Source organism: Kitasatospora sp. NPDC057965 (assembly GCF_042887135.1).
Taxonomy (GTDB): domain Bacteria; phylum Actinomycetota; class Actinomycetes; order Streptomycetales; family Streptomycetaceae; genus Kitasatospora.
Genome location: NZ_JBHVPZ010000008.1, coordinates 100,402 through 123,389, shown reverse-complemented (window position 1 = coordinate 123,389; position 22,988 = coordinate 100,402). Strand labels below are relative to the sequence as shown.

General features: G+C 73.5%; 21 protein-coding genes. 9 read left to right on the top strand and 12 right to left on the bottom strand.

Annotated features, from left to right (window positions below):
• Positions 1-210 precede the first annotated feature (210 nt).
• The gene (locus tag ACFVVU_RS12785) at positions 211-1,122 is read left to right on the top strand and encodes a GNAT family N-acetyltransferase (protein ID WP_380685350.1); all 912 of its coding nucleotides are present in this window, start codon (positions 211-213) and stop codon (positions 1,120-1,122) included.
• 92 nt (positions 1,123-1,214) lie between these two features.
• The gene (locus ACFVVU_RS12780; protein ID WP_387789697.1) at positions 1,215-2,096 is read left to right on the top strand and encodes a transglutaminase family protein; all 882 of its coding nucleotides are present in this window, start codon (positions 1,215-1,217) and stop codon (positions 2,094-2,096) included.
• A 13-nt stretch (positions 2,097-2,109) separates the two neighbouring features.
• Here ACFVVU_RS12780 and ACFVVU_RS12775 read toward each other — a convergent pair whose 3' ends face one another.
• Both ACFVVU_RS12775 and ACFVVU_RS12770 read right to left on the bottom strand, forming a co-directional pair.
• The gene (locus tag ACFVVU_RS12775) at positions 2,110-2,742 is read right to left on the bottom strand and encodes a response regulator (RefSeq protein WP_380685346.1); all 633 of its coding nucleotides are present in this window, start codon (positions 2,740-2,742) and stop codon (positions 2,110-2,112) included.
• 11 nt (positions 2,743-2,753) lie between these two features.
• Complete coding sequence (locus ACFVVU_RS12770; RefSeq protein ID WP_387789695.1) at positions 2,754-3,383, bottom strand: hypothetical protein; 630 nt, start codon at positions 3,381-3,383, stop codon at positions 2,754-2,756.
• Positions 3,384-3,449: 66 nt separating this feature from the next.
• Here ACFVVU_RS12770 and ACFVVU_RS12765 point away from each other — a divergent pair, with 66 nt between their 5' ends.
• Positions 3,450-4,397, top strand: coding sequence for a MerR family transcriptional regulator (locus ACFVVU_RS12765; RefSeq protein ID WP_387789693.1), 948 nt, complete (start codon positions 3,450-3,452; stop codon positions 4,395-4,397).
• A 106-nt stretch (positions 4,398-4,503) separates the two neighbouring features.
• Entirely contained in the window at positions 4,504-5,364 is an 861-nt protein-coding gene (locus ACFVVU_RS12760; RefSeq protein ID WP_380685341.1) for a GNAT family N-acetyltransferase, read from the top strand.
• On the opposite strand, the gene ACFVVU_RS12755 is transcribed toward ACFVVU_RS12760, so the two are convergent.
• From ACFVVU_RS12755 to ACFVVU_RS12735, 5 genes are all read right to left on the bottom strand, one after another.
• A complete protein-coding gene (locus ACFVVU_RS12755) occupies positions 5,324-5,464 on the bottom strand; it encodes a hypothetical protein (protein ID WP_380685338.1) in 141 nt (46 codons plus the stop codon). The two genes, ACFVVU_RS12760 and ACFVVU_RS12755, sit on opposite strands and share 41 nt — an antisense overlap.
• Before the next feature lie 79 nt (positions 5,465-5,543).
• A complete protein-coding gene (locus ACFVVU_RS12750; protein ID WP_380685335.1) occupies positions 5,544-6,785 on the bottom strand; it encodes a sensor histidine kinase in 1,242 nt (413 codons plus the stop codon).
• Positions 6,786-6,793: 8 nt separating this feature from the next.
• A complete protein-coding gene (locus tag ACFVVU_RS12745) occupies positions 6,794-7,516 on the bottom strand; it encodes an ABC transporter permease (protein WP_380685333.1) in 723 nt (240 codons plus the stop codon).
• Entirely contained in the window at positions 7,513-8,499 is a 987-nt protein-coding gene (locus ACFVVU_RS12740; RefSeq protein WP_387789689.1) for an ABC transporter ATP-binding protein, read from the bottom strand. The genes ACFVVU_RS12745 and ACFVVU_RS12740 overlap by 4 nt, the downstream gene beginning before the upstream one ends.
• 126 nt (positions 8,500-8,625) lie before the next feature.
• Positions 8,626-10,803, bottom strand: coding sequence for a prolyl oligopeptidase family serine peptidase (locus ACFVVU_RS12735; RefSeq protein ID WP_387789687.1), 2,178 nt, complete (start codon positions 10,801-10,803; stop codon positions 8,626-8,628).
• Positions 10,804-11,029: 226 nt separating this feature from the next.
• On the opposite strand from ACFVVU_RS12735, the gene ACFVVU_RS12730 reads away from it, so the two are divergent.
• The 5 genes from ACFVVU_RS12730 (at position 11,030) to ACFVVU_RS12710 (ending at position 16,955) form a co-directional block, all read left to right on the top strand.
• Positions 11,030-11,224 (top strand): DUF2304 family protein, encoded by a 195-nt coding sequence (locus tag ACFVVU_RS12730; RefSeq protein WP_344344199.1) that lies wholly within the window; start codon positions 11,030-11,032, stop codon positions 11,222-11,224.
• 50 nt (positions 11,225-11,274) lie between these two features.
• Positions 11,275-12,210: an N-acetyl-1-D-myo-inositol-2-amino-2-deoxy-alpha-D-glucopyranoside deacetylase gene (gene mshB / locus ACFVVU_RS12725; protein WP_387789685.1), complete on the top strand. Its 936-nt coding sequence runs from the start codon at positions 11,275-11,277 to the stop codon at positions 12,208-12,210.
• Positions 12,207-12,668 carry a DUF6113 family protein gene (locus tag ACFVVU_RS12720; RefSeq protein WP_380687678.1) on the top strand — a complete coding sequence of 154 codons (462 nt, stop codon included), beginning with the start codon at positions 12,207-12,209 and terminating at the stop codon, positions 12,666-12,668. The genes mshB and ACFVVU_RS12720 overlap by 4 nt, the downstream gene beginning before the upstream one ends.
• Positions 12,669-12,904: 236 nt before the next feature.
• Positions 12,905-15,121, top strand: coding sequence for a hypothetical protein (locus tag ACFVVU_RS12715; protein WP_387789682.1), 2,217 nt, complete (start codon positions 12,905-12,907; stop codon positions 15,119-15,121).
• 115 nt (positions 15,122-15,236) lie between these two features.
• Positions 15,237-16,955, top strand: a complete 1,719-nt coding sequence (locus tag ACFVVU_RS12710; RefSeq protein ID WP_380683166.1) for an ABC transporter family substrate-binding protein — start codon at positions 15,237-15,239, stop codon at positions 16,953-16,955.
• Positions 16,956-17,029: 74 nt separating this feature from the next.
• Here ACFVVU_RS12710 and ACFVVU_RS12705 read toward each other — a convergent pair whose 3' ends face one another.
• The 5 genes from ACFVVU_RS12705 to ACFVVU_RS12685 form a co-directional block, all read right to left on the bottom strand.
• The gene (locus ACFVVU_RS12705; protein ID WP_380714711.1) at positions 17,030-18,049 is read right to left on the bottom strand and encodes an ABC transporter ATP-binding protein; all 1,020 of its coding nucleotides are present in this window, start codon (positions 18,047-18,049) and stop codon (positions 17,030-17,032) included.
• A complete protein-coding gene (locus ACFVVU_RS12700; protein ID WP_380684659.1) occupies positions 18,042-19,136 on the bottom strand; it encodes an ABC transporter ATP-binding protein in 1,095 nt (364 codons plus the stop codon). Before ACFVVU_RS12700 ends, ACFVVU_RS12705 begins: the two co-directional genes overlap by 8 nt.
• Positions 19,137-19,151: 15 nt before the next feature.
• A complete protein-coding gene (locus tag ACFVVU_RS12695) occupies positions 19,152-20,108 on the bottom strand; it encodes an ABC transporter permease (protein ID WP_387789679.1) in 957 nt (318 codons plus the stop codon).
• The gene (locus ACFVVU_RS12690; protein WP_355370008.1) at positions 20,101-21,045 is read right to left on the bottom strand and encodes an ABC transporter permease; all 945 of its coding nucleotides are present in this window, start codon (positions 21,043-21,045) and stop codon (positions 20,101-20,103) included. Before ACFVVU_RS12690 ends, ACFVVU_RS12695 begins: the two co-directional genes overlap by 8 nt.
• A gap of 93 nt (positions 21,046-21,138) precedes the next feature.
• A complete protein-coding gene (locus ACFVVU_RS12685) occupies positions 21,139-22,785 on the bottom strand; it encodes an ABC transporter substrate-binding protein (protein ID WP_387789677.1) in 1,647 nt (548 codons plus the stop codon).
• Positions 22,786-22,988 lie beyond the last annotated feature (203 nt).

Sequence of the window (22,988 nt, the reverse complement as noted above, 5' to 3'; positions counted from 1 at the left end):
GGGTGAGCGCGGCGTCGTCGATGCCCGCCCCTAGTATCGCGGGTCGGAGACCGCAAATGCACAGGAGGTGCCCAGATGGCCGCCGAAGGGCCGGTTCAGGACCGTCCGGAGGTCCGGATAGATCGCTCTGACGTGGGCCGCCGGGTCAGTGTTCGACGGCTCGCCGGGTTCGCCGACGACAACCGGCCAGTGTTCCGCGATGTGATCGGTGTGCTCGCATCCTGGGACGCCGACGGGCTCACGGTGGTGCCGCGGTCCGGCGATCCGGTCTCCTTCGACGAGAAGCTGCTGGTCGCGGGCAAGGCCGTGCCGCTCTTCCCGGCCCGGCGCGCACCGCTGCCGCCGACCGGTCCGGCCGAGCTCCAGCGGATCGCCGCCCGCGGCTGGCCCGCCGTCGAGCAGGAACCGCTGGGCGCCTGGACGCTGCGTGCCTCGGCCGGGTTCACCCGGCGCGCCAACTCCGTGCAGGCGCTCGGCGACCCCGGCATGCCCCTGGACGAGGCGCTCACCACCGCGCGCCGGTGGTACGCGGCGCGCGGCCTGCCGGCCTGGGTGGAGGTCAGCACCCCCGGCTCGCCGGACGCGCTGCGCGCCGAGCTGGACCGGCTGGGCGCCGGGTACGCGCCGACCCTGGTCCGGACGGCCGGGCTGGCGCCGCTGACCCGGCTCGGCGACCCGGCCGGCCGGGACCGGGTGCGGCTGGCCCGGACCGCCTCGCGCGACTGGATGTCGCTGTACCGGCGGGTGACCGACGACCCGGCGGTGGAGCGGGCCGCCCGCACGGTGATCCACGGCGGCCCCTCGGTCTGGTTCGCGACCGTGCACGACACCCGCGGTACCGGGAGCGGGGAGGGCGGCACCCCGCCGGTCCTCGCCGTCGGACGCTGCGTCATCGACGGACCGTGGGCCTGCTTCGGCGCCATCGAGGTGGCACCGGCGGCCCGCCGCCGGGGACTCGCCACGGCGGTGATGGCGGTGCTCGCCGCCCGGGCCGCCGAGGAGGGCGCGAGCGGCGCGTACCTGCAGGTGGAGGCGGAGAACGCCGGGGCGATCGCGCTCTACGACCGATTGGGCTTCACGACCAGTCACACTTACCACTACGCGCTCCTGCCCCAGGGGTAGGGCGCCGCCGCCGGAACCCGGGGCCCCGGGAGCTGGTACCCGGAACCCGCGACCGCCTGTCCGCCCGCCCTACGAAAGCCGCCGCCACCGCCGTGACCGAGCAGAGCAGAGCACGCTTCCGGACCGAGGCCCGGGCCGAGCAGCCCGATCCGGTGCTGCTCTGCCTGCTCGCCGCCGCCGAGCACACCCCCGGCCCCGACCCCGCGGACCCCGACGACCCCCAGGGCCAGCCCTCCGTCGACGCCCTGCTCGCCGCCTGCTCGGCGGCCCTGGAGCGGCACGCGGCCGCCGTCCGGCACGCCGTCGCCGAGCGGGCCCCGGCCGGTCCGGAGGAGACCGCCGCCCTGCTGGCCGCCGTCCTCGGCGGGCGGGAGCGCTTCCACGGGCGCACGTCCGACTACCGGCGGCTGGAGTCCTCGCTGCTGCCCGACGTGCTGCGGCGCCGGCGCGGACTGCCGATCATGCTCGCGCTGGTCTGGTCCGCCGTCGCCCGCCGGGCCGGACTCACCGTGCACGGCATCGCCCTGCCCGGCCATTTCATCGTCGCGGTCGGCGGGCCCGCCGGCGGCGAGGAGTACGTCCTGGCCGACCCCTTCCACGGCGGCCGGCTGCTCGACCTCGACGACGTGGCCCGGCTGGTGCGCGCCGCCGGGCAGGAGTTCACGCCCGAGCTGCTCACGCCCGCGCAGCCGCTGGACGTCGTCCTGCGGGTGCTCGGCAACATCCGCACCTGGGCCGCCGACCGCCCCGAGCACGCCCGCACCCAGCTGTGGGCCACCGAACTCGCCCTGCTGCTCCCCCGCCACCCGGCCCAGCTCCGGCTCGAACGCGCCGAGCTGCTGGTGCGCACCGGCGACTTCCTGGGCGGGGCGAAGGAGATGGACGAGTACGCCGGAATCCTGGACGCCTTCGACCCGGACGCCGCCGCCAAGGTCCGCCAGGAGGCCCGGGCCGCCCGCCACCGGCTGAACTGAGCCTCCCCGGACCCTAGAGCCAGCCCTTCTCCCGGGCGATCCGGACCGCCTCGGCGCGGTTGCGGGCCTCGGTCTTCTGGATCGCCATCGAGAGGTAGTTGCGCACCGTGCCCTCCGACAGGTGCAGCCGCGCGGCGATGTCCGCGTTCACCGCGCCGTCCGCCGCGGCGGCCAGCACGTCCCGCTCGCGGGCGGTCAGCGGGTTCGCCCCCTCGGCCAGCGCGGCCGCGGCCAGCACCGGGTCGATCACCCGCTCGCCGCGCAGCACCCGGCGGATCGCCTCGGCCAGCTCGGCGGCCGGGGCGTCCTTCACCAGGAAGGCGTCCGCGCCCGACTCCATCGCCCGCCGCAGATAGCCGGGCCGGCCGAAGGTGGTCGCGATCACCACCCTGGTCTGCGGCCGGTGCGCGCGCAGCAGCGCCGCCGCCTCGATCCCGGTCATCCCCGGCATCTCGATGTCCAGCACCGCCACCTGCACGTCGTGCGCGACCGCCGCGTCCAGCACCTCGTCGCCGCGGCCCACCTGGGCGACGACGTCGATGTCCCCCTCCAGCCCGAGCAGCGCGGCCAGCGCCTCCCGGACCATCCCCTGGTCCTCCGCCAGCAGCACCCGCACCGAGGGCCGGTCCTTCCGAATCTCACTCATGGCGCCCGACCCTACGGCGTCCCGGCCGGGAGCGGCCGGACCAGGAGCACCCCCGGCTCCGGGCCGACGACGGTCAGCCGGATCTCGGTCCCGTCCACCACGGTCGGCCGGGCCGGGGGCTGCTTCGGCTCCTCCGTGAACCGCGCCACCAGCCACGCCCGCTGCGGCGCCGGCAGTTTCCCGTCCAGGGCGAGGTCCGCGGCCTCCGCGAGGTCGTTCGCCGCCGCCGCCGACATGCCGCCCCGCACGGTGAACAGCACGTGCCGCGACCGGCCGGCCGGGTCGGCCTGGATCAGGAACAGCAGCTGGTACCCGCCGGGGCGCGTCGTCATCCCCTCGTACTCGGTGTGCGGCGGCACACCGGTCGCCGGCGGGGGCGACGGCCGCACGCTCGAATGGACCTCGAAGCCCCACCGCGTGCGCAGCAGCCCCGCCGGCTCCCCGGCGATCGGGCCCGGCAGCGCCTCCCCGTCCCAGTGCGGGGTCGGCGTGGGCGTGGTCCTGACGCTCGCCGCGGCCGGGGTCGTCGGCGGTGGCGCGGCCTTCGGCCCCGTCCAGCCGCAGCCCGCCGCCCCCGTCAGCACCGCCACCAGCAGAACCCCCGACAGCCCGGCGCGCCGGGTCCGTTCGTCCACCCCCATGCCGCCGCAGCCTACTCACCGCGGCCCCTTGAGTCTCCCCCGGGGGGAGACGCCAAGCTGGGGGCCATGCGGGACGACGAACTCGACAACACCCTGTACTCCATCGGCGAGTTGGCCCGGCGCACCGGACTGACGGTGAAGGCCGTCCGGTTCTACGCCGACTCCGGGCTCGTCCCGCCCACCGCCCGCACGGCGGCCGGCTACCGCCGCTTCGACGTGCGGACACTCGCCCGGCTCGACCTGGTCCGCACCCTGCGGGAGCTGGGTCTCGACCTGGCCACGATCCGGCGGGTGCTGGACCGTTCCGCCCCGCTGCGCGAGGTGGCCGCCGCGCACGCCGACGCGCTGGACGTGCAGATCCGCACGCTCCGGCTGCGCCGGACGGTGCTGCGGGCGATCGCCGAACGCGGTTCCACCACCGAGGAGATGAGACGCATGCACCAGCTCGCGAAGCTGTCCGACGCCGAACGCCGGCGCCTGGTCAACGACTTCATCGACGCCGCCTTCGGCGGCCTGGACGCCAATCCGGAGTTCGTCGCGATGATGCGCTCCGCGATGCCCGGGCTGCCGGACGAGCCGTCGGCCGAACAGATCGACGCCTGGGTCGAATTGGGCGAACTCGTGCAGGACGAGGACTTCCGCGCCGCGGTCCGCCGGATGGCCGCCCACCAGGCGGCCGAGCGGGCGGCCGGCGACGACACCGGTCTGCACGGCGCCCTCTCCGAGACCGTCCGCACCACCGTGGCCGCCGCCCTCGCCGCCGGCGTCGCCCCCGACTCCCCCGCCGCCGCCCCCGCCCTCGACTCCCTGACCGCCGCCTACGCCTCCACCTTCGGCCGCCCCGACGACGCCGCCCTGCGTGCCTGGATCCTCGACCGCGTCGAGACCGCCGACGACCCCCGCGCCGAGCGCTACTGGCAGCTCCTCGCCATCATCAACGGCTGGCCGGCCCAGGAGAGCCTCCATGACGTCTCCGCCTGGTTCACCACCGCCCTGCGGGCCTCGCTGGAGTAGGAAGTCGGACCGGCCGACTTCCTGCTCCACGCCGGCGTAACTCGGTTGCACCCGCCGCGCTTTCGGAGTGGCATGCGGGGAGGATCCGAGAGGAAGGCGGTCGGGGATGGGCGTGGAGTGGCGGGAGATGCTCCCGGACAGCGAGGCGGCGGCGGTCCTGGCGGTGGTGCGGCGGTGCCTGGCGGTGGACGGGGGGCTGCCGGTGGCGGGCGAGCCGTCCTTCGTCGAAGGGCGGTACGGCGGCCCGGGGGCCGTCCGGATCGGGGCCTACGAGGACGGGAGGCTGGTGGCCTGCGGGGCGGCGCGGCCCCACGCCGGCCGCTGGTCGCTGGTGGGGGCGGTGGATCCGGACTTCCGCGGCCGCGGGCTCGGCGGGGAGCTGCTGGACCGGCTGATGACGGCGGCGCCGGCTGTCGGCCAGGTGGAGACGGAGGCGCTGACGCCCGCCGCCGAGCAGCTGTTCCGCTCGCGGGGGCTGCGGCAGGTGTTCGCCGAGGACGTCCTCCGGCTCGGCTCCCGGGTGCCGCTGCCGGCGGTGCCGTGGCCGGACGGGGTGCGGGTGGAGGAGTGGGGGGAGGCGAGCAGGGGGGCGTTCTACGCGGCGTACTGCGCGTCGTTCGCGGACCGGCCGGGCTTCCCCGGCCTGACGCTGGAGCAGTGGGTGGGCTGGCTGGTCGAGGACGACTTCCGGCCCGACGCCTCGCTGGTGGCGCGGGACGGGGCGGGCACACCGGTCGGGTTCGCGGTCTGCGCCGAGGGGTTCCTGGTCCAGCTCGGGACCGCGCCCGGGTGGCGGCGCCGGGGGCTCGGACGGGCGCTCGCCTCGGCGGCGCTGGATCGCCTGCGGGCGGCCGGGGAGGTGGACGTGTTCCTGGACGTGAACGTGGACAACCCCGCGTCCGCGGCCCTGTTCCGGGGGCTGGGCTTCACCGGGGCCGGTCGGCGGGCCCGGTTCGGCCGCCGGTAGGAGCCGTTCCGGCACCGGGGCCGCCGGCCTCGGTGAAGGCGGCGCAGGGGATCAGCGAGAGGAGCAGGACGACGAGCACCAGTGCGGCGGGCTTCGGCATGCCCGTCATGCTGCCCGCGACCGGGACCGGCGGCACCACGCCGGTGCGGGGAGGGCGGAGAGTTCCTCCGCGCGGACCACTAGGGCGTCGGGACGGAGGCCGTGCGCAGCGGCACCGCGGCCCGCAGCCGGAAGCCCCTGCCCCGCTCCCCCGGCCCGGTCTCCAGCCGGCCGCCGACCAGCGCGAGCCGCTCCGCCAGGCCGGAGAGCCCGTTGCCCGGGTGGGACTTGCCCGGACCGGGGCCGTCGTCGGTGATCTCCAGCACGGCGTAGCGCTCTCCGTCGCCTTCCCAGGCCTCGTCGGCCCGGACGGTGCAGACGGTGGCGCCCTCGCCGTGCCGGACGACGTTGGTGACCGCCTCGCGCAGCGCCCAGGCGAGCGCGCCCGCCTCCTCGGCGGCCAGGCCCGGCCAGGCGTCCGGCAGGTCCGGCGCGGCGTCCAGCCTGACCTGGGCGGCCGCCAGCGCGGTGCGGGCGGCGGCGAGTTCGACCGGCAGGGTGGGCCGGCGGAAGCCGGTGACGGCCTCCCGGACGTCGATCAGCGACTGCCGGGCGACCGTCTCGATGTCGGCGACCTGCGCCCGCGCCGCCTCGTCCTTGCCCGCGTCCATGAGGCGCCCGGCCAGCTCGCTCTTCAGGGTGATCAGCGACAGCGAGTGCCCCAGCAGGTCGTGCAGGTCGCGGGCGAGCCGCAGCCGCTCCTCGGAGGCGGCCAGGTGGGCGACGGCGGCGCGGGCCTCGCGCAGCTCCTTCATGGTGGCGACCAGGCGCTGCAGCCCGCTCATCGCGGCGCCCGCGAGGAAGGCGCTGAGCGTGAAGGTCCACACGCTGTCCATGTCGGCGTGGGCCAGCAGGCCGACCCCGGCGGTGAGAGCCGCCATGGCGAGCAGCGCGCGCAGCACGTACCGCGCCGGTGTGATGATCGCGACGCAGACCGAGGCGTAGATGAACAGGGACAGGAAGGCGGTGCCGAGGACGAAGGTGGACGTCACGGCGAGCCCGACCATCCCCGCGACGACCGCCCGGCAGGTCCGCGGCCGCATCCCGGGCATCGAGCGGAGGACCACCAGCAGGACGTAGCCGACGACGAAGGCCACCAGGCAGACCCAGCCGAGCACGGTGGCGCCCGTGCCGTGGCCGCCGTTCAGCAGGTCGCCCACCGGGTAGGCCAGGTAGATCATCCACAGCAGCATCCAGGAGACCTTGACCAGCAGCTGCCGCCCGGTCTCCACCGGGGCACCGGGGACGTTCATGAACGACACCCGCGCCACCCCCGCCTCCGGCTGTTCGTCGGCGGGGCGGGTCGGACGCGGATCGCTCATGTCGATCATCATGCCTGCCGGGTGTCGCGGCGGTACAGCGCCGCCGCGGCGGCGGCGAACACGGCGAGGAAGGCGGCCAGCCCGGCGACGGCGGCCATGTCCAGGGTGTGCCCGGGCCGGGTGAAGCCCGCCAGCTCGTTGTAGAGGTACACCGGGTTGAACCGGGCGAAGCGCTCCAGCGAGCCGCTCACCGGGAACCAGGTGCCGCCGAACAGCGCCATCACCATGTAGGTGATCATCACGATCGTCTGCACCGAGTCCGGCGCGGCCGCGTAGCCGAGCGCCACCCCGAGCGCGGCGAACACGAAGCTGCCCAGCCAGAGCGCGAGCGCCAGGCCGATCCACTGCCCCGCGCCCAGCGAGACGCCCTGGCTCGCGCCGACTGCGAAGACCACAAGGATCGCGGGCAGCGTGGTCACCGCACTGGCCGCGATCTTGCCGAGGGTGTACGCGCGGCCGGGCAGCGCGGTCAGCCGCAGCTGGCGCACCCAGCCGCTCTTGCGCTCCAGCGAGATCCGCTGGGCGCTGCCGGTCAGCACCGCGCCGACCGCGCCGAAGGTGGCCATCGAGACCATGAAGTAGGTCTTCACCGGCAGGCCGCCGGCGAGGTCGGTGGTGCCGTAGGCGTGGATGAAGAAGAAGTACATCAGCGCCGGGTAGGCGACGGTGAAGAGCAGGTAGCGGCGGTTGCGGAAGGTCCGCAGGATCTCCAGGCGGATCAGGGTGGTCATCGCGCACTCTCCAGGGCGGTCTCGGCGGACGAGGCGGACTCGGCGGACTCGGTGGACGAGGCGGCGTCCTGCTCGCCGGTGATGGTCAGGAAGGCCTGCTCCAGGCCCAGCCCGGTGACCTCCAGGCCACGCGGGTACAGGCCCGCCCGGTAGAGGGCGGCGACGGCGGCGTCCGCGTCGGCGGCCCGGATCCGCACCGTCCGCACGCCGGGCACCCGGGCCGTGGTCTCCAGCCCCTGGACGCCGGGCAGCAGGCGCAGCGCGGCGTCGTCGAACGCGCCGTCCGCCTCGTGCAGCTCGAAGGCGATCCGGCGGACGCCGGCCCGGGCCTTGATCTCGGCGGAGCTGCCGTCGGCGATCAGCCGGCCACGGTGCAGGACGAGCACCCGGTCGGCGATCGAGTCCGCCTCCTCCAGGTAGTGGGTGGCGAACAGGACGGTGCGCCCGGCGTCGGCCTGCGCCCGCATGCTCGCCCAGAAGGCCTGCCGGACCGAGACGTCCATGCCGGTGGTGGGCTCGTCCAGGACGATGAGGTCGTTGGCGCCGGCGACGGCGAGGGCGAAGCGGACCCGCTGCTCCTGGCCGCCGGAGAGCCGGTCGACGCGGCGCTCGGCGAGGTCGGTGATGCCCGCGTCGGCGAGCACCTCGGCGACGGCCCGGCCGCGCGGGTGGACGTCGCAGGCGAGCCGCACCAGTTCGCGGACCTTGACGTCGGCCATCAGGCCGCCGCTCTGCAGCATCGCGCCGACCCGGCCGGCCGTGATCGCGGCCCGCGGGGCGCCGCCGAACAGCGTGACGCTGCCGCGGTCGGGCTCGCGCAGGCCGAGCAGCAGGTCGAGGCTGCTGGACTTGCCGGCCCCGTTCGGGCCCAGCAGGGCGACGGTCTCGCCCGGCCGCAGGACGAGGTCGAGGCCGTCCACGGCCCGCACCCGCCCGTAACTCTTGCTGACGCCCCGGAAGGCGGCGACTTCTCCCGCACCCATGGCCCTGGTCCTCCCTGCTGGTCCCGTGCTTGCCCCATCAGGGTCCCGCCGGGCCGGGGTGCGGCGGCAGTGGCCGCCGTCGTGCGTTCGGCATGACGGATGTCATGCCGAACGCACGGACCGCCGTCAGATCCCGAGCGACTTCTTCACGAAGTCGACCTGGAGCAGCAGCAGGTTCTCCGCGACCTCCTCCTGCGGCGTCATGTGGGTGACGCCGGAGAGCGGCAGCACGGTGTGCGGGCGCCCGGCGGCGAGCAGCGCCGAGGACAGCCGCAGGGTGTGCGCGGCCACCACGTTGTCGTCGGCGAGCCCGTGGATGATCATCAGCGGGCGCTCCAGGCCGGCCGCGTAGCCGGTCAGCGAGTTGGCGTCGTACACCTCGGGGTGCTCGGCCGGGTGGCCCAGGTAGCGCTCGGTGTAGTGGGTGTCGTACAGCCGCCAGTCGGTGACCGGCGCGCCCGCGACCGCCGCGTGGAAGACGTCGGGGCGGCGCAGCACGGCGAGCGCGGCGAGGTAGCCGCCGTACGACCAGCCGCGGATGGCGACCCGGCCGAGGTCGAGCGGGAACTCCTCGGCGAGCGCCCGCAGCGCGTCGGCCTGGTCGTCCAGGGTGGCCCCGGCGAAGTCGTGGTGGATCGACTTCTCCCAGGCCGGCCCGCGCCCGGGGGTGCCGCGGCCGTCGGCGACGACGACCGCGAAGCCCTGGTCGGCGAACCACTGCGAGTTGAGGTGCGGGTTGTGGGCCTGGACGACGCGCTGGCCGTGCGGGCCGCCGTAGGGGTCCATCAGCACCGGCAGCAGGCCGTCCCGCTCGCGGTCGTAGCCGGTGGGCAGGAAGACCGCGGCGGGGATGCGCCGCTCGCCGGCGAAGCGGAACACCGGGCGGGCGGTGATCACCGGGGTCTCGGCGTACGAGGCGATCACGGCGACGTCGTCCACCACGACGCCCTCCGGCAGGTCCCGGGCGACCTGCACCAGGGTGCCGGGCAGGTCGGGCTCGGCGGTGGCCCGCACGGTGACGCCGGCCGCGTGCACGGCGGTGGTGACGGAGGTGAACGGGCGGCCGTTCGCGGACTCCCAGGAGAGCCGCTTGCCGTCGTGGCTGATCCGGCCGACGGCGACCCAGCCGGGCTCGGGGTCGGTCTCGGCGGCGCCGCCGGAGGCGGTGAAGAAGACCTCCTCGGCGGTGACCGCGAGCACCGAGCGCAGGTGCAGGTCGGGCCCGGTGGCGGTGTGGTCGCCGATGACCAGCGACCGCGCGCCGGACTCGTCGGAGATCCGCACCAGCCGGCCGTCCGGGGTCCAGGCCGGGACGCCCTGGAACAGCTCCAGCCAGACGTCGTCGCGCTCCTCGTGCAGCACCTCGGTGGCGCCGGTGGCGACGTCCAGGCCGAGGGTCCGCTGGACGCGCTGGTCGCGGGACTGGACGAGCAGCAGCGGCACGCCGCCCTTCGACCAGTGCGCCCGGGCCAGGTAGGGGAAGGCCTCGCGGTCCCAGACGACCTCGGTGCGGGTGCCGTCCAGGCCGAACAGCCAGAGGCCGACCTCGGCGTCGGCGGTGCCGGCGGCCGGGTAGGCGACCTCGGCGGGCTCGCGGTCCGGGTTGGCCGGGTCGGCGATCCACCAGCGGTGGACCGGGGTGTCGTCGGCCCGCTCGACGAGCAGCCGATCGCCGTCCGGGGACCACCAGTGGCCGCGGTCGCGGCCCATCTCCTCCTGGGCGATGAACTCGGCCTGGCCCCACGTCACGTTCGGCCCGTCCGGCCGGGCGAGGGCGCGGTCGCCGGTGCCGTCGACCCGGATGAGCCGCAGCTCGCCGGAGGTGGTGGCGTACGCGACGTGGGTGCCGTCCGGGGAGGGGCGCGGGTCGAGCAGCGGGCCCTCGGCGGGCAGCTCGGTGGCGGTGCCGGCGACCAGGTCGGCGACGAACAGCCGGCCGGACAGGGCGAAGGCGGCGAGCCGGCCGGCGCCGTCCAGGGCGTAGCCGACGATGCCCGCCGAGCCCTCGCGGCTGCGCTCGCGGCGGGCCTTCTCGGCCGGGGAGAGGTCCTCCTCGCCGCCGCCGAGCAGCACGACCGGGTCGGCGGCGATCCGCTCCTCACCGGTGGCGGTGTCGAGGGTCCAGAGCAGGTTGGCGCGGCCGCTGCCCTTGGGGGTCCCCCCGGCCGAAGACTGGGGGAGCGAGCGCAGGAAGACGACCCGGGAGCCGTCGGGTGCGACGGAGAACGACCGGGGGGCGCCGACGGTGTAGCGCAGGGTGCGCGCGTACTGCCGCGGGAAGGTGTCCGCAGGGGTGGAGGTCATGGCACCAGACCCTACGACCCGGGGTGGGCGGATGGTGATCACTCGTTCGGAGCATCGGCCGCAAGTACGCCCGGACGGGCTCCGCACCCCCTCCGACCGGCCCATGCGCCCCACGAGTGCGACCGTGCCCCGGGGCATGCGGACTCACCCAGCGTCATGGAGACCTCACTCTTCGGGTATGACTGGTGCACGAGTGCTCGCCAGGCCCCGAGGAGTGTGAGCCGCCATGGCCCTGTCCATCTCCGCCGCCATGCTGATGCTGGTCATCGTGGTGGTGCTGATCCGCCGCTCCGGCCTGAAGCTCGCGCACGCGATCGTCTGCGCGCTGCTCGGCTTCTACCTGGCGTCCAGCTCCATCGCCCCCTCGATCAGCCAGGTCACCAGCAACCTCGCCGGAATGATCAACGGCCTGCGGCTCTGACCCGCCGCGTGCGGTCACCGGGCGGCGCGCCGGTCGTTAGGCTTCCTCCCATGACCGCCACTACCGGCCGCCGCCTGCTCCTGGTGCACGCGCACCCCGACGACGAGTCGATCAACAACGGCGCCACGATGGCCCGGTACGCCGCCGAGGGCGCCCAGGTGACCCTGGTGACCTGCACCCTCGGCGAGGGCGGCGAGGTGATCCCGCCGGAGCTGGCCCATCTGACGGCGGATCGGGAGGACCGGCTCGGCGCGTACCGGATCGGCGAGCTGACGGAGGCGATGGCCGCGCTCGGGGTCACCGACGTCCGCTTCCTCGGCGGCCCGGGCCGCTACCGCGACTCCGGGATGATGGGCGTGCCCGACAACGACGTGCCCGGCTGCTTCTGGCGGGCCGACGTGGACGAGGCGGCCGGCCGGCTGGTGGCCGTGGTCCGCGAGGTGCGCCCGCAGGTGCTGGTCACCTACGACGAGCACGGCGGCTACGGGCACCCCGACCACATCCAGGCGCACCGGGTCGCGACGCGCGCCCACGAGCTGGCCGCCGACCCGGCGTACCGGCCCGAGCTGGGTCCGGCCTGGCGGATCGCCAAGGTCTACTGGAACCGGGTGCCCCGGTCGGTGCTCGAACGGGCCCTCGCCGGGACCGCCGAGAAGGCGCCGTTCCCGGGCGTGGCCGAGCCGGCGGACGTCCCCGGGGTGGTGGACGACGAGCTGGTCACCACGGCGCTGGACGGCGCCGCGTACGCCGGCCGCAAGGCCGCCGCGATGGCCGCGCACGCCACCCAGATCACCGTGGACCCCACCGGCGCGTTCTTCGCGCTCTCCAACCACCTGGGCCAGCCGCTGCTCGTCACCGAGTACTACCAGCTGGTGCACGGCCAGGCCGGGCCGCGGCTGCCGGAGGACGACCTGTTCGCCGGCCTGGAGACCGGCCCCGACGCGGCCGCCGGCCCCGACGCGACCTCCGAGGAGCGTGCCCGATGACCTCGCCCGCCCCCGAGCGGCCCGCGCGCCGCTCGATCCCCGCGGCCGTCCTCGGCACCCGGGACGAGCGGCTGAAGGAGCCCCAGCCCCCGCGCGCCGTACGGATCACGGCCTACGTCCTGCTCTTCCCGCTGGGCTTCGCAGTGTCGGTCTGCGGAGCGTTCGTGCAGGCCCTGTGGCCCCCCGTGGGGGTCCTGCTGGCGCTCGCCGCCACCGCCGCCACCTTCTACGGCGGCCTGCGGGTGACCGGCACCCGGCTCGGCGCGGGCGTCCCGGCGGCCGGCTGGTTCCTGGCGCTGCTGATGGTGATGGTCCCCCGCCCGGAGGGGGACAACGTGCTCTGGACCAACGCCACCTCGCTCGGCTGGCTGTTCGCCGGCTCGATCCTGTGCGTGATCTGCGCCACCCTGCCCACCCGCGCCGGCTGGTTCCCCGGAGTGACCGGCCCACCGCGCTGACCCCGGCGGGCAACCGCGTACGGTGGCCGGTACGACGAGCAGTCAGCACCGCCCGGTCGTACTCTCATACCGGAGGAACCGGACGTATCGGGATCTCTCCGAACCGGTTCACCGGTCGGTTCTTCCCAGTATGGTGGTGCCGCAGAACGCCGTACCCGACGCCGCCCGCCAGGCCCGGCGCAGACGAACCGCGGTCGCGCCGCACGGCCGGCCCGCGAACCCGGAGCAGAGCAGCATTGAGCAGCCGCGAATCTGACAACGCCCACCCGACGCCTCGGCGCACGGGCCCGGACGCCTACCCGTCGGGCACCCCGCCCTACGGCACACCGGGCTTCCCCGGCGGCGACCGCACGGGCGGCGCCGGCGCCGCCAAGGGCTCGGCTCCGGAGGGCGAGGACGAGGGCCCGAAGACCGAGACCACCCTCACCACCCGGGTCCGGATCAACATCCCCGGCTCGCGCCCGATCCCGCCGGTGGTGGTCCGCAGCACCGTCAAGAACGAGGACGGCGGCGACGAGGACACCCCGGCGCCCGCCGCCGAGCCGGCCGGCCCCCGGCACCGCTCCGCCGCGCCCGCCTCCCCGGTGCTCGGCGTGATGGACGGCGGCACCCGCGGCGCCCCGCCGCACCTGCCGCCGGAGTGGCAGATCCCACCGGCCACCTCCGAGGCCGAGTCGACCGGCGCGTGGTTCCGCCCGCGCCAGAAGAAGGCCCCGGCCACCGAGGGCGCCGCCCCGGAGCCGACCGCCACCCCGGCCGCCGGTGGCGCACCGGCCGCCCCGGCCCCGGCCGGCCCGCAGCGCGGCGCCGCCCGGGCGGGCGGTGCTCCCCGCCCGCAGCCGGAGAACCCGCGGACCGGGCGCCCCGCCGCGGCCGCCCCCGGTGCGGCCGTCGCCAACGGCCGCCGGGTGCCCCCGCAGGCCCAGCCGTCCGCGCCGCAGCCGACCGGCGCGCCCGCCTCCCCGTACGGCGCCGCGCCCGAGCTGCCCGCCGACGAGGCCGGCGTCTACACCGACTCCCCCACCGAGCAGTTCGCCGCGCCGGCCCCGGCCGCCCCCTTCGCGCCCGTCGACCCGTTCGCCGTCCAGCGGCCCCCGGCCCCTGGCGGGCCCGGCGCGCCGAGCCCCGAGGACACCTCGGTCGACGGCTTCGCCCCGATCCGCGACGACGCCCCGGCCGCGCCCATACCCGGCGCGCCCACCGGCCCCGCCGCCCCGGACGCCGCCGCCCAGCCCGGTCTCTTCCCCGGTGCCCCGGCCGGTGCCGACCCGTTCGCCGCCCAGCGCCCGGCCGCCGGCGGCCCGAACGGCGCCCCGGCCCCCGGCGGCCTGTTCCCCGGCGCCCCCGGCCGCCAGGGCGAGCCCGCCGCCGCCCCCTTCGACCCCGAGAGCGTGCCCGCCGCCCCGGCCGCCGCCACCGCCCCCGCGGCGGACGGCCCGTCCGGCCCGAAGCCGGCGCCCGCCGCCGCCAAGCCCGCACCGGCCCCCAAGCCCAGGCCGAGCGCCGCCAAGAAGCTGGTCAAGCTCGCCACCTACGCCGTCGCCGGGGTGGGTTTCCTCGGCGCCGCCGCCTACGGCACCGGGCTGATGCTGAACCAGTCCGACGTCCCCAAGGGCACGGTGGTGCTCGGCACGGACATCGGCGGCAGCAGCCGCGACCAGGCCATCCACCAGCTCGACGAGAGCATCGGCAAGGCCGGCCAGCAGCCGGTCAAGCTGAAGGTCGGCGAGCAGACCGTGGACCTCGACCCGACCGCCGCCGGGCTCGCCTTCGACACCACCGCCACCGTGGACAAGCTCGCCCAGCACTCCTACAACCCGATGGACGTCCTCAAGTCGCTCAAGGGCGACGAGAAGGCGGTGCCGCCGGAGGTCAAGGTCGACCGGGCCAAGCTCAAGTCCGCGCTGGAGGCGCTGGCCGGCGGCAGCGGCCAGGGCCTGCAGGAGGGCTACGTCAAGTTCTCCGAGACCGGCGAGGCCGTCGTCGTCCCCGGCAAGGCCGGGCAGGCGGTGGACTCCGCCGCCGCCGTCGACCTGGTCGACGCGGCCTACCGCGACCGCGCCGCGGGCAAGTCCGAGCAGCCCGTCGCGCTGGCGGTGACCGCCGCCCAGCCGAAGACCTCCGCACAGGCCCTCCAGGGCGCGGCGGACACCCTCGGCAAGTCCGTGGTGAACGGCCAGATCCACATCACGGCCGGCGCCAAGAAGTTCGACTTCGGGCCGAAGACCGCGGCCGCGGCCCTCACCCTCGTCCCGGACGCCAACGGCAAGTTCGTGCCCAAGTGGGACCTCGACGCGCTCGGCCGCCAGCTGGCGGCCGCCGGCTTCGACAAGGTGAAGACCAAGAAGAACGGCCAGCTGGTCACGATCACCACGCAGGACGTCGCGGACCAGATCACCGCGCTGCTCGACAAGACCGGCGACCGGGACCGCACCTTCAAGTTCCCGGTCTGACCGAACCGTTATCGGGGGGCGGGCCCGGATCCGGGCCCGCCCCTCGACAACGCCGCTCCCGGGTCAGCAAGATGTGTCGCCTGTCATCCGCCGCGTCCGCCCCGGGAGAACCACCATGGGCCGCCCCCTGTACCGCCGCACGGCCCTGCTCGCCGGCCTCACCGCCGTCTCGCTGTCGCTGTCGCTCTGTTCCTGCGCCCCCGTCGGCGGCTCCGACGGCGGCGCCCGCGCCCTCCCGAGCGCGGTCGAGAGCCCCAAGCTCACCGCCGTCGACATCAATCCGCACGACCGCGCCGAGCTGCGCCAGGGCGGCACCCTGCGGGTGGCGATCCCGCAGTACTCCAGCCAGTGGTCGCCGATCCAGACCGACGGAGGCGAGTCCTCCACCATCGCCGTCAGCAAGCCGCTGCTGCCGACCTTCTTCCGCTCCGACGCGGCCGGCACCCAGACCCCCAACCCCGCCTACCTGCAGGACGCGCACGCCGAACAGCGGGACGGCCGGCAGGTCGTGGTCTGGACGCTGAACCCCAAGGCGCGCTGGTCCGACGGCACGCCGATCACCTGGCGCGACATCGAGGCCAACTGGCGGGCGCTGAACGGCAAGGACCCGGCGTACCGGGCGGCCAGCAGCACCGGCTTCGAGCAGGTCTCGGCGGTCGAGCGCGGCAAGGACGACTACCAGGCCGTGATGACCTTCGAGCGGCCGTACTCCGAGTGGCAGTCGATGTTCAACGGCGCCGCCAACGCCCCGCTGCTGCCGGCGAGCCGGGTCGCCACGCCCGAGTTGTTCAACACCTCCTACCTGGACGCCATCCCGGTCACCGCCGGCCCGTTCAAGGTGGAGAAGATGGACCGGGCCGCGCTGACCGTCACCCTGGTCGCCGACCCGGCCTGGTGGGGCGAGAAGCCGCTGCTGGACCGGATCGTCTTCCGCGCCATGGTGCCCAATACGATGGCCGCCGCCTTCAACAAGGGCGAGCTGGACCTGTTCAACAACGGCCCGGACGTGGCCGGCTACCAGCTGATCCGCAGCACCCCGGGCGCCGCCGTCCGACGGGCCGGCGGGCCCGACTTCCGGCAGTTCACGCTGAACAGCCGCAGCCCCGGGCTCACCGACCCGACCGTGCGCCAGGCGCTGTTCCAGGCGATCAACCGGGACGCCATCACCCGCTCCGACCTGGCCGGGCTCGACTGGCCCACCGTCACCCTCAACAACCACCTGCTGGTGGCCAACCAGAACGCCTACCGGGACAACTCCCTGGGCCTCAGCCGCTACGACCCGGCCGAGGCCGTCCGCAAGCTCGACGCGGCCGGCTGGAAGCTCGACGGCGACGTCCGCCGCAAGGACGGCAAGGAGCTCAACCTGCGGATGGTCATCCCGGCCGGCGTCACCCAGGCCCAGAACGAGGCCGCCGTCACCACCGGCATGCTCAAGGACGTCGGGATCAAGGTCACCACCGTCACCGCCAGCCCCAACGACTTCTTCGACAAGTACGTCAACCGGCGGGACTTCGACATCGCCGCCTACTCGCTGCTGGGCACGCCGTTCCCGGCCAGCGGCAACCGGACCAACTTCGCCACCAACGGCGGTACCAACCACTCCCAGGCCGGCAGCCCGGCGGTGGACGCCGCGTTCGACCGGGCGGGTGCGGCGACCGACGCGGCCGGCGCCTTCGAGGCCATCAACCAGGCCGACGGGGAGCTGTGGAAGGTGGCCGGGATGCTGCCGCTCTACCAGCGCCCGCAGCTCTTCGGCGCCCGCACCGACCTCGCCAACATCGGCGCCCAGGGGCTGTCCGACATCGTCTGGGAGAACGTCGGCTATCTGAAGTGACGTTTCGCCGCGCACGGCGGGGGCCCCGGTGTCCGTGACGACTCCGGGGCCCCGCGGGACCGGCCCGCGCGCGCTCAGCCCGCGCCGATCACGTCCCGCACCTCCGCGAAGTGGCAGGCCGACTCGTGCGCGGCCGGGCCGCTCAGCGCCGACGGCACGGCCAGCAGCGGGACCTCGGTCGAGCAGCGCTCCTCGGCCTTCCAGCAGCGGGTGCGGAAGCGGCAGCCCGACGGCGGGTTGGCCGGCGAGGGGATGTCGCCGCTGAGCAGGATCCGCTCGCGCTGCTCGCGTCCGGTCGGGTCGGGCACCGGGACGGCGGAGAGCAGCGCCTGGGTGTACGGATGGGTCGGGTGGGAGTAGATCTGCTCCTCCGTCCCGATCTCGACCATCGTGCCGAGGTACATCACGCCGACGCGGTCGGAGATGTGCCGGACGATCGAGAGGTCGTGGGCGATGAACATGTAGGAGAGCTGGAAGTCGTTCTGGAGCTGCTCCAGCAGGTTGATCACCTGGGCCTGGACGGACACGTCCAGGGCCGAGACCGGCTCGTCGCAGATGATGATCTCCGGCTTGAGCGCCAGGCCGCGGGCGATGCCGATGCGCTGGCGCTGACCGCCGGAGAACTGGTGCGGATAGCGGTTGATGTACTCGGGGTTGAGGCCGACGACGTCCAGCAGGTCCTGGACGGCCCTGCGGCGGTCGCCCTTGGGAGCCACCTCCGGATGGATCTCGAAGGGCTCGCCGATGATGTCGCCGACCGTCATCCGCGGGTTGAGCGAGGTGTACGGGTCCTGGAACACCATCTGGATGTTGCGCCGCACCGCCTTCAGCCCGGCCCCGGAGAGCCGGGTGATGTCCTCGCCCTTGAACCGCACCTCGCCGGAGGTGGCCTTCTCCAGGTTCATCAGCACCTTGGCCAGCGTCGACTTGCCGCAGCCGGACTCGCCGACGATGCCCAGCGTCTCCCCCTTCGCCAGCCGGAAGGAGACGCCGTCCACCGCCCGCACGGCGCCGACCTGCCGCTTGAAGACGATCCCCTGGGTGAGCGGGTAGTGCTTGACCAGGTCCCTGACCTCCAGGATGGGCTCAGCCATGGAGGGTCTCCTTCCAGAAGTGGCAGGCGCTGCGCCGGCCCGGCAGATCGGCCCCCTGGGCGTCCAGCACCGCCACCAGGCGCGGGAGTTCGGTGCGGCAGACGTCCTGGGCCCGGTCGCAGCGCGGGTTGAACGCGCAGCCGTCCGGGATCCGCAGCAGGCTCGGCGGCAGGCCCTGGATGGCGTAGAGGTTCTGGCCCTTCTGGTCCAGCCGGGGGATCGAGTTGAGCAGGCCCTTGGTGTACGGGTGGGCCGGGCGCGCGTACAGGTCGTGCACGGGGGCGGTCTCGACGATCCGGCCCGCGTACATCACCGCGATCTTGTCCGCGACGTCGGCGACCACGCCGAGGTCGTGGGTGATCAGGATCAGGCCCATGTTGAACTCGGCCTGGAGTTCGGCGAGCAGGTCCATCACCTGGGCCTGCACGGTGACGTCCAGCGCGGTGGTCGGCTCGTCCGCGATGATCAGGTCCGGCTCCAGGGCCAGCGCCATGGCGATCATGATGCGCTGGCGCATGCCCCCGGAGAACTGGTGCGGGTAGTCGTCGACCCGCTGCCGGGCCGCCGGGATCCGCACCCGCTCCATCAGCTCGACGGCCTTCGCCTTGGCCTCCTTGCGGCCGGCGCCCTGGTGCACCCGGAACATCTCGCCGAGCTGGTAGCCGACGCTGAGCACCGGGTTGAGCGAGGAGAGCGCGTCCTGGAAGATCATCGCGATCTTCCGCCCGCGCACCGACCGCCGGGCCCTGGGGCTCATGGTGAGCAGGTCCTCGCCCCGGAACCGGATCGAGCCCGCGGTGATCCGCCCCGGGGGCATGTCGAGGATGCCCATGATCGCCTGCGCGGTCACCGACTTGCCGGAGCCGGACTCGCCGAGCACCGCCAGCGTCTCCCCGGCCGACACCGAGTAGCTCACCCCGTTGACGGCCTTGGCGACGCCGTCCCGGGTGTGGAACTCGATGTGCAGGTCGTCGACCTCCAGCAGCGGGGTGCCGGGCACCAGGCTCTCCCGGCGCGCCCCCAGCACCTCCACCGCGTCCCGGCCCGTGCCGGAGCCGTCCTTCGCCGGTTGGGTCATGTCAGTCATGGTCCGCGGCCCTCCTCAGCGCAGCTTCGGGTCGAGGGCGTCGCGCACCGCGTCGCCGAGCATGATGAACGCCAGCACGGTGATGCTCAGCACGATCGCCGGGAAGAGCAGGACGTGCGGGGCGTTCAGGAAGCGGGACTGGGCGTCACTGATCATCAGGCCCCAGGAGATCGCCGGGGACTGGATGCCGATGCCCAGGTAGGACAGCGCCGCCTCGGCACCGATGTAGACGCCCAGGTTGATGGTGGAGACCACGATCACCGGGGCGACCGCGTTCGGCAGGATGTGCCGGCTGACGATCCGCCCGGTACCGGCGCCCAGCGCGCGGGCCGCCACCACGTAGTCGTTGTGCTTGTTGGCCAGCACCGCCGAACGCATCAGCCGGTAGATCTGTGGCCAGCCGAGCACGGCCATCACCGCGGAGACCGTCCAGGCGTTGCCCTTGCCCCAGGTGGACATGATCAGCATGCCGCCGAGCAGCAGCGGGATGGCGAAGAAGATCTCGGTGACCCGGGAGAGCACGCTGTCGCCGAAACCGCCGATCCAGCCGGCCCACAGGCCCATGGTGCCGCCGACCAGGACCACCAGGGTGGTGGTCATCAGGCCCACGATGATCGAGTTGCGGGCGCCCCAGACGGTGCGGGTGTAGATGTCGCAGCCCTGGACGTCGAAGCCGAACCAGTGGCTGCCGCTGGGCCGCTTCAGCGAGTCGGCCAGGTTGCAGAAGCCGCCGGCGCGCGGGTCGGCGTCGGTGAACAGCTGCGGGACGACGGCGAGCAGCACCATGAAGACGACCAGGAACGCGCCGATCAGGAACAGCGGGCTGCGGCGCAGGTCCGCCCAGGCGTCGCTCCAGAGGCTGGCGACCCGCTCGCCGCCCTTGCCGCCCTTGCCGTTCCTGCCGCCCTTGCCGCTGCCGCGCTGCCCGGGGATCGCCCCGCTCGCGTTCTCGCTCTTCGTCGGCTCACTCATAGCGGATCCTCGGGTCCAGGACGGCGTACAGCAGGTCGACCACCAGGTTGGCGAACAGGTAGACCATCACCAGGGCACTCACGATGCCCACGACGATGGTGCGTTCCCGCAGGTAGACGGACTGGAAGAGCTGGTGTCCGACCCCGGGGATGTTGAAGATGCCCTCGGTGATGACCGCGCCGCCCATCAGGCCGCCGAGGTCCATGCCCAGGAAGGTGACGATCGGGATCAGCGCGTTGCGCAGACCGTGCCGCACCACCACCCGCAGCGGACTGAGGCCCTTGGCGACCGCCGTGCGGACGTAGTCCGCCCGCATGACCTCGATCAGGCTGGTCCGGGTGAGCCGGGCGACGTACGCCAGGGAGGTCGAGGCGAGCACGTAGCCGGGCAGCAGATAGGACCGGAAACCGGCCTCCTCGTTGAAGGAGACCGGGAAGAAGTCGATGCCGTAGTCGGTGTTGAGCTTCACCCCGAGGAGCAGCTGGAGCACGAAGCCGATCACGAAGACCGGGATCGAGATGACCATCAGGGTCGAGATCAGCACCACGTTGTCGATGAACCTGCCGCGCCGCAGGGCCGCGACCACGCCCGCGGTGACACCCACCACCATCTCGATGGCCAGCGCCACCAGCGCCAGGTTGATGGTGTAGGGGAAGGCCCGCTGCATCACGTCGACGACCTGGTTGCCCCGGTAGTCCTCGCCGAAGTCGCCCTTGAACAGGCCGGTCAGATAGTCCCAGTACTGGATGAAGAACGGGTCGTCCAGGTGGTACCGGTCCCGCAGGACCTGGACGACGGCGGGGTCCTGCCGCTTCTCACCGGCCAGTGCCGTGATGGGGTCGCCAGGCAGCAGGAAGACCAGTGCGTAGATCAGGAATGTCGCGCCGAGGATCACAGGTATGGCCTGGATGATCCGGCGGACCACATAGCGGCCCATGCGGTCTCCTCGTGGTCTGGGCACGCCGGAGCCGGGCGGCACGGGGGTGACCCGTGCCGCCCGTCAGGACGCGCCGGTCGGGCTGGGGGGCGGTCAGGCCAGCTCGACGTTGGCCAGGTCGATGCGGTTCTGCGCGTCCACGACCACGTTCTTGACCTTCTTGGTGTAGGCCGCGGAGGTCATGTAGGTGTAGACGGGGATGTACGGCAGGTCCTTGATGAGGACGTCGTCGGCCTGCTGGTACAGCTTCAGGCCCTCCTCCTGGGTCTTCGCCTGGTCGGCCTGCGCCAGCAGGCCCTCGAACTGCTCGTTGACGTAGCCGCCGTAGTTCGAGCCGTTCTCGATGGCGACCTTGGAGAAGATCGGCCGCAGGTAGTTCTCGATCGACGGGTAGTCCATCTGCCAGGCCATCCGGAAGGCCCCGGAGTACTGCTTGGCGCCCAGCTCGTCGAGGATCTTGCCGAACTTCTCGAAGGGCTTGAAGGTCACCTCGACGCCGAGGTTCTTCTTCAGCTGGTTGCCGACCGCCTCGATCCACTCCTTGTGGCCGCCGTCGGCGTTGTAGCCCAGCTCGATGGTGTTGTTCGGGACACCGCCGGCCGTGACGAAGAGCTCCTTGGCCTTGGCCGGGTCGAACTTCGCCGCGTCGCCCATGGCGCCCTTGCGGTAGCCCGGAATGATCGGGCTGATGAAGTCGTCGGCCGGGATGCGGGTGCCCGAGAAGATGTTCTTGGTGATCGACTCGCGGTCGATCGCCATCGAGATCGCCTTGCGGATCTCCGGCTTGCCGTACGCGGCCGGGTTGGTCGCGATCGGGAAGCCGATGAAGCCGACGCCCGACTCCGGCTTGTAGATGTAGCGGTCACCGAATTCCTGGGCGACGGTCGCCATCGCCGAGATCGGGAGCTTGTTGGTGATCTGGATGTTGTCGGCCCGGAGGTCGTTGTAGGCCGTTTCCAGCTTGTCGTAAATCTTGAAGGTGACGGAATCCAGCTTGGCCTTTCCGTCCGACGCCGGGAAGTTGTCGTAGCGCTTCAGCTTGATCTGCTGGTTGTGCTGCCACTTGCCGTCCATCTGGAACGCGCCGTTGCCGATCGGGGCGTCCTCGAAGGCCTTCGGGTCCTGGAAGAAGGCCTTCGGCAGCGGGTAGAAGGCGGTGTAGCCCAGCATGATCTTGAACTGCGAGAACGGCGCGCTCAGGGAGACGGTGAAGGTCTTCTCGTCGACGACCTTCAGGCCCTTGAGCTTGTCGGTGGCCGGCTTCTTGTCCTTGCCCGGCGAGAGGTCCTCGGAGCCCTCGATCTTGGCGAAGAACGGCAGGCCCTCGGCCGCGTTGTCCTGGTTGGCGCCCCAGTTCCAGGCGTCGACGAAGGACTGGGCGGTGACCTTCTCACCGTTGTGGAAGGTGTAGCCGTCCTTCAGCTTGATCGTCCAGACCTTGCTGTCCGGGGACTCGATCGACTCCGCGACGCGCAGCTTCGGCTCGTTGGTCTGGTGGTCGTACTCCACCAGGCCCGCGAACAGCGCGTTCAGGACCTGGGCGCCCTCGGACTCCGCGGTGTTCTGCGGGACCAGCCCGTGCTGCGGCTCACCCGACTGGATACTGATCGAGCCACCCGTCTTGCCCGACCCGTTCGCCCCGTCCGTGGACTTCTTGTCGCTGCTCGTGCTGCAGGCGGAGATCGCGAGCGCGGTGCACGCCGCCAGCGCGGTCCAGCGCATGGTCTTGGTGAGCCTCATTCAACTGCTCCTCGTTTTAGGGGCTTACGAACGAACGGCGCCCCGCCACCCGGTGTGCCGGGCACGGCGGGGGTCGACATCTCAGGGCCGATCCGCACAGCTGGCGAGGTGACCACTGATACGCGCAGAGCAACTATCGATCAACCGACCCCTTCGGTGGAATCGCCGCTACATCTCTTTTCAATTACAGGCCGGGACCAACC

Bases quoted from the DNA above. Each gene is read 5' to 3' on its own strand.
- mshB (WP_387789685.1), top strand. From the start codon at position 11,275: ATGACCGCCACTACCGGCCGCCGCCTGCTCCTGGTGCACGCGCACCCC.
- ACFVVU_RS12700 (WP_380684659.1), bottom strand. From the start codon at position 19,136: ATGACTGACATGACCCAACCGGCGAAGGACGGCTCCGGCACGGGCCGG.
- ACFVVU_RS12750 (WP_380685335.1), bottom strand. From the start codon at position 6,785: ATGAGCGATCCGCGTCCGACCCGCCCCGCCGACGAACAGCCGGAGGCG.
- ACFVVU_RS12760 (WP_380685341.1), top strand. From the start codon at position 4,504: ATGGGCGTGGAGTGGCGGGAGATGCTCCCGGACAGCGAGGCGGCGGCG.
- ACFVVU_RS12735 (WP_387789687.1), bottom strand. From the start codon at position 10,803: ATGACCTCCACCCCTGCGGACACCTTCCCGCGGCAGTACGCGCGCACC.
- ACFVVU_RS12710 (WP_380683166.1), top strand. From the start codon at position 15,237: ATGGGCCGCCCCCTGTACCGCCGCACGGCCCTGCTCGCCGGCCTCACC.
- ACFVVU_RS12695 (WP_387789679.1), bottom strand. From the start codon at position 20,108: ATGAGTGAGCCGACGAAGAGCGAGAACGCGAGCGGGGCGATCCCCGGG.
- ACFVVU_RS12685 (WP_387789677.1), bottom strand. From the start codon at position 22,785: ATGAGGCTCACCAAGACCATGCGCTGGACCGCGCTGGCGGCGTGCACC.
- ACFVVU_RS12745 (WP_380685333.1), bottom strand. From the start codon at position 7,516: ATGACCACCCTGATCCGCCTGGAGATCCTGCGGACCTTCCGCAACCGC.
- ACFVVU_RS12730 (WP_344344199.1), top strand. From the start codon at position 11,030: ATGGCCCTGTCCATCTCCGCCGCCATGCTGATGCTGGTCATCGTGGTG.
- ACFVVU_RS12705 (WP_380714711.1), bottom strand. From the start codon at position 18,049: ATGGCTGAGCCCATCCTGGAGGTCAGGGACCTGGTCAAGCACTACCCG.
- ACFVVU_RS12770 (WP_387789695.1), bottom strand. From the start codon at position 3,383: ATGGGGGTGGACGAACGGACCCGGCGCGCCGGGCTGTCGGGGGTTCTG.
- ACFVVU_RS12765 (WP_387789693.1), top strand. From the start codon at position 3,450: ATGCGGGACGACGAACTCGACAACACCCTGTACTCCATCGGCGAGTTG.
- ACFVVU_RS12775 (WP_380685346.1), bottom strand. From the start codon at position 2,742: ATGAGTGAGATTCGGAAGGACCGGCCCTCGGTGCGGGTGCTGCTGGCG.
- ACFVVU_RS12690 (WP_355370008.1), bottom strand. From the start codon at position 21,045: ATGGGCCGCTATGTGGTCCGCCGGATCATCCAGGCCATACCTGTGATC.
- ACFVVU_RS12720 (WP_380687678.1), top strand. From the start codon at position 12,207: ATGACCTCGCCCGCCCCCGAGCGGCCCGCGCGCCGCTCGATCCCCGCG.
- ACFVVU_RS12755 (WP_380685338.1), bottom strand. From the start codon at position 5,464: ATGCCGAAGCCCGCCGCACTGGTGCTCGTCGTCCTGCTCCTCTCGCTG.
- ACFVVU_RS12740 (WP_387789689.1), bottom strand. From the start codon at position 8,499: ATGGGTGCGGGAGAAGTCGCCGCCTTCCGGGGCGTCAGCAAGAGTTAC.